The sequence below is a fragment of the Verrucosispora sp. SN26_14.1 genome (genome assembly GCF_004307965.1).
In the GTDB taxonomy this organism is placed as follows: domain Bacteria; phylum Actinomycetota; class Actinomycetes; order Mycobacteriales; family Micromonosporaceae; genus Micromonospora.
The window spans coordinates 1-6,713 of sequence record NZ_SISL01000319.1 but is presented as its reverse complement, the minus strand read 5'-3'; the positions used below and the strand labels follow the sequence as shown (position 1 = coordinate 6,713).

The window sequence follows — 6,713 nt, the reverse complement described above, 5'->3', positions numbered from 1 at the left end:
GTTGATCAAGAGGTTTTGGTGCTCGACGCGCGCCCGAGAGCACCAAAACCTCTTGATCAACCGGGCGGTGGGTACCCGCAGCCGCGCCGGTGCGGCTGCCGGCTATCTCGGGTGGATCGGCGTGATCGTGGGAAGGACCGCGACGACGTCGAAACTGTGCCGGGGCGAGGGCAGCTCGTGGTAGTGCTCCTCGTCGCGCTCGGGGTCGTACATCCCGGAGATCACCCGGGTCCGCGCGGGCCGATCGAGAATCGGGGTGATCTCGGTCGGGTGCGGCGAGCGCAGGTCCACCACCCGTACGTCGTCGTCGGCGCCGGTCAGCAGCACCGCCTCCAGCGAGTCCGGGCTGGGCCGGGGAAGGTCCCGCTCGGGAATCCGGCCGTGGCCGAAGGCGAGATGGACCGCGGCGTACCGGTCGCCGAGAGCCGCCCGGAGATGGCCGCCGGTCATGACCTCGTGTGTGGCGACGCGCGCGCTGCCCTCCCAGAGGACGATGCGGTCACCGGTGCGCCGCTGGTGTGCGAGGAGCCGGTCGGCGGCGGCCCGTTCCTCCCGCGCCAGGTCGTGTCCCACGCCGATGGCGTTGGCGTGATGCGCCACGATCGCGTCGAGCAGCGGCAGCGCTTCGTCACGCTCCGGGCCCGGGTCGAGCCCGGCGACCAGGTCGTGGGCGGTGCGGGCGAGGTCGACGAAGGGCGTGCCGGGGTGGGTGCCGCGCGCACGTCGGACGTGCTCGCCGTCGTCGTGGGCGGTGTGGATGACGTCGAAGAGCTGCGTGACGCGTGTCGCCGTCGTCGCGTCGCGCCGCGCGATCAGCCCCACGGCCCGGTCGTAGTCGGCGGGCAGCACGCGCGAACCGCCGATCGCGACGATCCGCACCGGATCGGCCGGGTGCCGCTCGTTGTGCCGGCGCAGCCGGCCGAGCGCCTCGCGCATCTCGGTCGTTCGCCACGGCCCCCACGCCTGACCGAGCGCCGCGTCGAGATCGATCTGCTGCCCCTGGACGAACTGGTCGTACCGCTCACCGATGCGCGGGTTGTCCAGCACCGCGACGACGCGGAATCCGGATTCGACCAACGCGTGGGTGGTCTGCTCGACGAGGCCGAAGAGTTCGTGCGCCTCACGGGTGGAGGTGCCCAGACCGACGATCGTGGCGTGGTCGACGAGGGATGAGATGCGGTGCCCAGCCCGCTGAAGGTCGTACGTGCGTCCGCTCATACGACGCACGATCACAGTTCAACATATGGTGAAGTCAAGGCCGTGCGGGTGCTGACCGGACCGGTTCGGCGCGCCCGATGTCGCAGAGCCTGGTGCCGGACTCCAGGGCGGCGAGGTGCGTCCTGAGGTCAGCCAGTCGCTCCTCGGCCTCGCTGACCAGCCGGTGCGCGACCTGCCCCCACTCCTCGGGCGTCGGGTTCGCCGACAGGCCGCCGAAGAGGGCGGCGATCTCGCGCACGGTCATGCCGACCCGCTGGGCGACCCTGGCGATCTCGATGCGGCACACGGCCGACTCCTCGAAACGGCGCTGGTTGCCCGTGGTGCGGACCGCGGTGATCACGCCATGGCTCTCGTAGAACCGTACGGCGGACGGCGCGACGCGACTGCGCACGGCGACGTCGCCGACGGTGAGCGTCATCAGGGAGGCCGGCTTCACACTCATATCCGCACCGTAGTCACGCCCCGACTTGACTTCAACCAATGTTCAACATGGAACCTCGCTGCCATGACCGCTTCGCACGAACAGCACGACGGCACCCCACCCGCAGGCGTACGCGTGGCCGTGATCTCGGCGAGCGTCCGCAAGGACCGGATGGGGCCGACGATCGCCGACTGGGTCGTCGCCGCGCTGGGGGGTTCCGCCGACGTCGATCTGATCGACCTGGCCGACACGCCCCTGCCCGACGACAGTCTCCTGTATCCCGGCGGTGGTCCGAAGAGCGCCGTGGCCGACCGGATCGACGCGGCCGACGCCTTCGTCTTCGTGATGCCGGAGTACAACCACAGCTACCCGGCCTCACTCAAGCGCCTGATCGACTGGCACTACCGGGAGTGGCGCCTGAAACCCGCGACGATCGTGGCGTACGGCGTCCACGGCGGATACGCCGCGATCGAGCAGCTCCGCGGTGTGCTGGCCGAACTCGGCATGGTGACCACCCGGCGGGTCGTCGGCCTCCCCGCGCCGTGGGACTGCCTGAACGACCAGCAGCGGTACGCGCCGGACGACGGCCTCTGCCGTGGCCTGGCCGGTTGTCTCGACGAGCTGCGGTGGTGGGCCGACGTGCTGGCCGACGCCCGCCGCACCCGCCCTTTCCCGGCGTAGCACCGGCGGGGCGGCGAGGCACGGGGTGGTACGAAACGGTGCCGGTGCCCGCCGGAGGGATCGGCGGGCACCGGCACCGGTGCTCACTGCGGGACGGACCCGCGGTGTCGGATCAGTTCACGCTGCCGAAGCGGCGGCGGCGCCAGAGCACCGTGCCGAGCAGCATGACCGCGCCCGCGGCGACGAGACCGCCACCGACCTTCATCGGCGTGCTCGTGCTGCTGCCGGTGACCGGCAGGTGCGGCTTCTTCTTGTGCAGCACCCGGAGTTCGGTCGACGCGGTCCGGCCGGACTCCCGGCCGACGGCGGTGAAGGTGAGCAGACCGGTCACCGACGGGGTGTACCGGCGGCTGAACTCGCCCCGCCCGTTGGTCCGGGCCGTGAAGGTCAGCGGCGCGCTGGCCTGGAAGGCGACCGGGGCCATCGCGACGGTGCTGCCGTCGCTGCGGCGGGCGGTGCCGGCGGCGGGTGCCGCCAGCGGCCGGGTGGTGACGGTGATGTCGACCGTCTCGTTCGGCCCGAAGTTGCGGCCGGTCAGGATGACCGTCTCACCGAGGAAGATGGTCGGTCGGTTCACCGTGAGCGAGGCCAGCACCGGCGGGTAGGGCGGTGGCTGGGGCGTTCCACTCACGGATGGCGTCGGCTGCGGCTGCGCCGCCCCCGCCGCGGTCGGCACGGCTACCACGGCCAAACCGACCGTGAGCGCCATGATGATGCGGGATAGCCGCATTGTTGGTTCCCTCCTACTGAGTACAGCTTGGTGCGGTAACAACATGGGTGGTCCATGGGGTGGCGGTGGGCGTGAGCCACAGCTCGGCCGTGCCGCTGCCCGTCTTGCCGGTCAGCAACGAGACCTGCAGCGTCCGGGTGTCACCGGGTCCTGTCTCGACGTTCACCGTGGCCACCTGGCGGCGTCGCTCGGTGCCGTTGCCCACCGACGTCTCGGCACCGTCGAGGTGGGTGTCGAGCACCGCCCCGCCGGCCGGGCTGTAGACCGAGACCAGGGTCCGAACCGTGTACGGGTCTCCTGCCTGGGCCAACCCGAGCACCGACTCGGTGAGCCCCGAGGCGGGCGCGGTGGATCGCAACGTCACCCGGAGGTGCAGTTCGCGACGGCCGTCGGCGTGGCAGTCGCCGACGGTGAGGTCGGCGGTCTGCCGGAGGTAGTAGCCGAGCTTCGCGCCACTGCCGTCGTTGAGGAACACGCCGACAGTGGGCACGGTGTCCTGTTCCGGAAGCGTCCCGGCCATCCGGCTCTCGCCGAACACCCGCTGTTCCTCCGGACGGGCACTCCAGAACAGTATCCGACGTTCTTGTATAGAGCGGCTAAAAGCGGACAATAGCCCGTTCGGGTGTGTGTTGCGGGCGAAAAGGGTGTCGAACACGGTCGCGGCGGCGGAGGCGAAGAAGGTGTCCTGCTCCTCCGGGGCCATCCGCTGGTAGGTGTCGCTGAGCAGGGTCCGCACCGCGTTCTCCGCGCTGAGCGACACGCCGCCCGGCACCCGGACCGGCCCGGCGGCCTGCAACAGGTACGACAACACCACCGGGTCGACGGCGAGCACCCCGTCCACGGTGTCGCCGCTGTGCCGCCGGTACATCTCCCGGTAGAGCGCGGCGGCGGTCGGGAAGTGCGGGCTGAGGTTGACGTCGGCCGGGTACATGCCGGGCAGCTCGCCCCAGAGGGCCCGCTGCTCGGCCGGGATCTTCAACGGCTTGGCGAACATTCCCAGGCCGCTGCTGGCGCCCTGGTCGCCCATCTCGATGCGGCCCTTGTTCGCCCGGATCACCGCGTACGCGCCGAACATGCCGCCGGTGGCGCGCAACTCCGCCGAGTTCTGCGACACCAGCAGGTACTGTCGCGCGCCGTCCACCCCGAGCAGCGGCGGCAGCAGTCGGGTGGCCTTGCCGGCCGCCGAGGTCATGGTGGCCAGCCGGTCGATCTCGCCGCGCAGTTGCTGGAGCGCCTCGCGTACCTGCCCGACCAGCCGGTCGGCGGGCACGGTGGACAGCTCGGCGCGGATCCGCTGGACGGTGGCGTCCACCTCGACCAGTTCGTCACCGACCCCGTGCAGCCCGGTCAGGTCCAGCCGACCCTCGCGCGGCACCAGACCGCCGAGGTCGACCCGCAGCAGCGCCGGGAACGCCTGGCGGGCCAGGTCGTCGACCGCGATGGAGATCTGCCGGACGGCGGCGAGGTTGGCGCCCGCGTACGGCGTGTGCTGGGCCGTCCACCAGCCGGGGTCGGCGGTGGCCTGACGGGCGGCGCCGGACTGCACCTGCAACGCGGCGAGGGTCCGCTGCGCCCGGTCGGTGTCGCCGCCGACCAGGTGCGCGCTCAGTTCACCGGCCAACCCGGCGGCGTTGACCAGGTGCGCCCGGGCCTGCCAGCCCCGGAACCCCACCCATCCGGTCACGCCCGCCACCAGCGAGCCGACCACCAGCGTGACGAGCAGGGCACGGCGCAGTCGGGTCCGCCGCCGCCGGCGCGACCGGCCACGGGTACGGCGCGGGCTCTCGCTCTCCGTCACACCACTCTCCACTCCGAAATTCGGACAGAAGCCACCATTGTTCCTAACAGGTAACGACTGTGTTGGTGAATTAATGACGCTCTTGGGTCATATGTGAGTTTCGGTCGCGACTCGTGTTCCGGGGCGGGGTGCCGGCCGCCGTCCGCAGCAGCGCCTCGATGCGGTCCACCCCGGCCCGCAACGACATCTCCCGCAGGTACGCCTCCCGGCCGCGTCGCCCCATCTCGGCGCGGGCCGGTGGCGGGATGTGCGCGGCCAGCCAGAACCGGTCCGCCAACGTGGCCCAGTCCTCCGGCGGGCAGGAGAGCCCGGCACGGGTCCGCTCGACCAGGGCGGCCGTGTCCCCACCGGTCGACGCGACCACCGGCGCGCCGCAGGCGAGCGCCGCCTGGAGCTTGTCCGGCACGGCACTGCGCAGCGCCGGCAGGTTCCGGGACATGACCAGCTGGTAGTCGGCGGCGGCGTACATCTCCGGCATGTCCAACGGCGAGCGCCGGTCGACGAACCGGACGTTGTCCGCGCGCAGTTCGTCGGCGAGCCCCCGCACCCGCCGCTCGTCCGCGCCCGAGCCCACCAGGACCAGGTCCACGGTCCGGTCCAGCGCCACCGCCGCCCGTACCGCCGTCTCCAGTCCCTGCCGCGCCCCGATGGTGCCGGCGTGCATCACCACGCACCGGTCGTCGCGGCGCACCAGACGGCGCGCGGCCGGGCCGGCCGTGGCGGGCAGGAAGATCCGCTCGTCGGTCCAGTTCAGCACCACCCGGACCTTGGCCGCGTCGACCCCGACCCCGACGACCGCGTCCCGCAACGACGGCGCGGTCACCGCCACCACCGTGGCCGCCTGGTAGGTCCGGGTCATCGCCGCACGCACCCGGGCCGCCCACCGCCCGTCGCCGCCGTCCGGCAGGTCCTCGGCCCACACGTCCGGCACGTGCAGCACCAGCGGCACCGGACCGAGCAGGCGCAGCAGGGCCGCCGTGGCGAACGCGGTGGCCGGCGGCTGGTGCACGTAGAGCACGTCGACGCCGGCGAGGAACCGGCGGCCGACCAGCGCCGCGCTGCCGGCGAAGGAGAGCCAGGAGGCCATCCGGCCGCGCGGCGTGAGGTCGCCGGTGCTGTACCGGGGCACCCGCCGCACGGTCAGTCCCCGACTGCGCGTCTCGTGCCGCCAGCGCTGGCGCCACCCCGGGTACACGTGCCCGCCCGGGTAGTCCGGAAAGCCGGTCAGCACCCGCACCTCGTGGCCCCGGGCGGTCAACTCCTCGGCGAGGCTGCCGGGGATGAAGGCCGGTTCCGGCGGGAAGTGGTACGTCAGCAGGCCGATCCGCATCCCGCCACCTCCCCTGCCGGGTGCCGGTCCGGCGCGGCGGCCGGGGACAGCGGCGGCCCGGCTGCGTACCATCGCGGCAACCCCTCACCGGGCGCCCGCCACCGGCGGTCGTCCCCCGTCGCGGCGCTGCCGCCGGCGGCCACGTCGTCGAAGGGGTCACCCATGCTCACCGGGGTGCTGTTCGTCTGCCACGCCAACCTGTGCCGGTCGCCGATGGCCGAGTACACCGCACGTCGCCTGCTCGCCGGGCGTCCGCTGACCGTCGCGAGCGCCGGCACCGACGCCGTCGAGGGCCTGGAGATGCACCCGTACGCTGCCGAGATCGCCGCCGAGACCGGTGCGGAACCGACGGAGTTCCGGAGTCGACGGCTGATCCCCGCCCACCTCACCGAGGCGGTGCTGGTACTGACCGCCACCCGGCGCCAACGGTCGCTCTGCACCTCGCTGGCGCCGGCGGCGCTGCACCGGACGTTCACGGTGCGCCAGTTCGGCCGGCTCGCCGCAGCGGCGGAACCCGCCACGGACGAGCCGGACG

Annotated in this window: 8 protein-coding genes; 2 read left to right on the top strand and 6 right to left on the bottom strand. The window is 72.5% G+C overall.

Translation table 11 applies throughout. From position 1 onward, the window contains the following. Positions 1-102: 102 nt before the first annotated feature. The gene (locus tag EYA84_RS23060) at positions 103-1,218 is read right to left on the bottom strand and encodes an erythromycin esterase family protein (RefSeq protein ID WP_131055249.1); all 1,116 of its coding nucleotides are present in this window, start codon (positions 1,216-1,218) and stop codon (positions 103-105) included. A gap of 34 nt (positions 1,219-1,252) precedes the next feature. Continuing rightward, complete coding sequence (locus tag EYA84_RS23055; protein WP_131055247.1) at positions 1,253-1,660, bottom strand: MerR family transcriptional regulator; 408 nt, start codon at positions 1,658-1,660, stop codon at positions 1,253-1,255. A 63-nt stretch (positions 1,661-1,723) separates the two neighbouring features. Between EYA84_RS23055 and EYA84_RS23050 the strand changes: the two genes are divergently transcribed. After that, complete coding sequence (locus EYA84_RS23050) at positions 1,724-2,320, top strand: NADPH-dependent FMN reductase (RefSeq protein WP_131055245.1); 597 nt, start codon at positions 1,724-1,726, stop codon at positions 2,318-2,320. A 112-nt stretch (positions 2,321-2,432) separates the two neighbouring features. Here EYA84_RS23050 and EYA84_RS23045 read toward each other — a convergent pair whose 3' ends face one another. From EYA84_RS23045 to EYA84_RS23030, 4 genes are all read right to left on the bottom strand, one after another. Beyond that, positions 2,433-2,951 carry a hypothetical protein gene (locus EYA84_RS23045; protein ID WP_236145914.1) on the bottom strand — a complete coding sequence of 173 codons (519 nt, stop codon included), beginning with the start codon at positions 2,949-2,951 and terminating at the stop codon, positions 2,433-2,435. A 112-nt stretch (positions 2,952-3,063) separates the two neighbouring features. Beyond that, complete coding sequence (locus EYA84_RS23040) at positions 3,064-4,848, bottom strand: DUF4012 domain-containing protein (protein WP_162854379.1); 1,785 nt, start codon at positions 4,846-4,848, stop codon at positions 3,064-3,066. 70 nt (positions 4,849-4,918) lie between these two features. Next, entirely contained in the window at positions 4,919-6,178 is a 1,260-nt protein-coding gene (locus EYA84_RS23035; RefSeq protein WP_131055241.1) for a glycosyltransferase family 4 protein, read from the bottom strand. Next, positions 6,160-6,342 (bottom strand): hypothetical protein, encoded by a 183-nt coding sequence (locus EYA84_RS23030; protein WP_131055240.1) that lies wholly within the window; start codon positions 6,340-6,342, stop codon positions 6,160-6,162. Before EYA84_RS23030 ends, EYA84_RS23035 begins: the two co-directional genes overlap by 19 nt. Here EYA84_RS23030 and EYA84_RS23025 point away from each other — a divergent pair. Then, positions 6,341-6,713: low molecular weight phosphatase family protein (locus EYA84_RS23025; protein WP_131055238.1), on the top strand; the 373-nt coding region annotated here is incomplete at its 3' end. The two genes, EYA84_RS23030 and EYA84_RS23025, sit on opposite strands and share 2 nt — an antisense overlap.

Coding starts and splice junctions, on each gene's coding strand:
- EYA84_RS23035 (WP_131055241.1), bottom strand. CDS start 6,178: ATGCGGATCGGCCTGCTGACGTACCACTTCCCGCCGGAACCGGCCTTC.
- EYA84_RS23050 (WP_131055245.1), top strand. CDS start 1,724: ATGACCGCTTCGCACGAACAGCACGACGGCACCCCACCCGCAGGCGTA.
- EYA84_RS23060 (WP_131055249.1), bottom strand. CDS start 1,218: ATGAGCGGACGCACGTACGACCTTCAGCGGGCTGGGCACCGCATCTCA.
- EYA84_RS23030 (WP_131055240.1), bottom strand. CDS start 6,342: ATGGGTGACCCCTTCGACGACGTGGCCGCCGGCGGCAGCGCCGCGACG.
- EYA84_RS23055 (WP_131055247.1), bottom strand. CDS start 1,660: ATGAGTGTGAAGCCGGCCTCCCTGATGACGCTCACCGTCGGCGACGTC.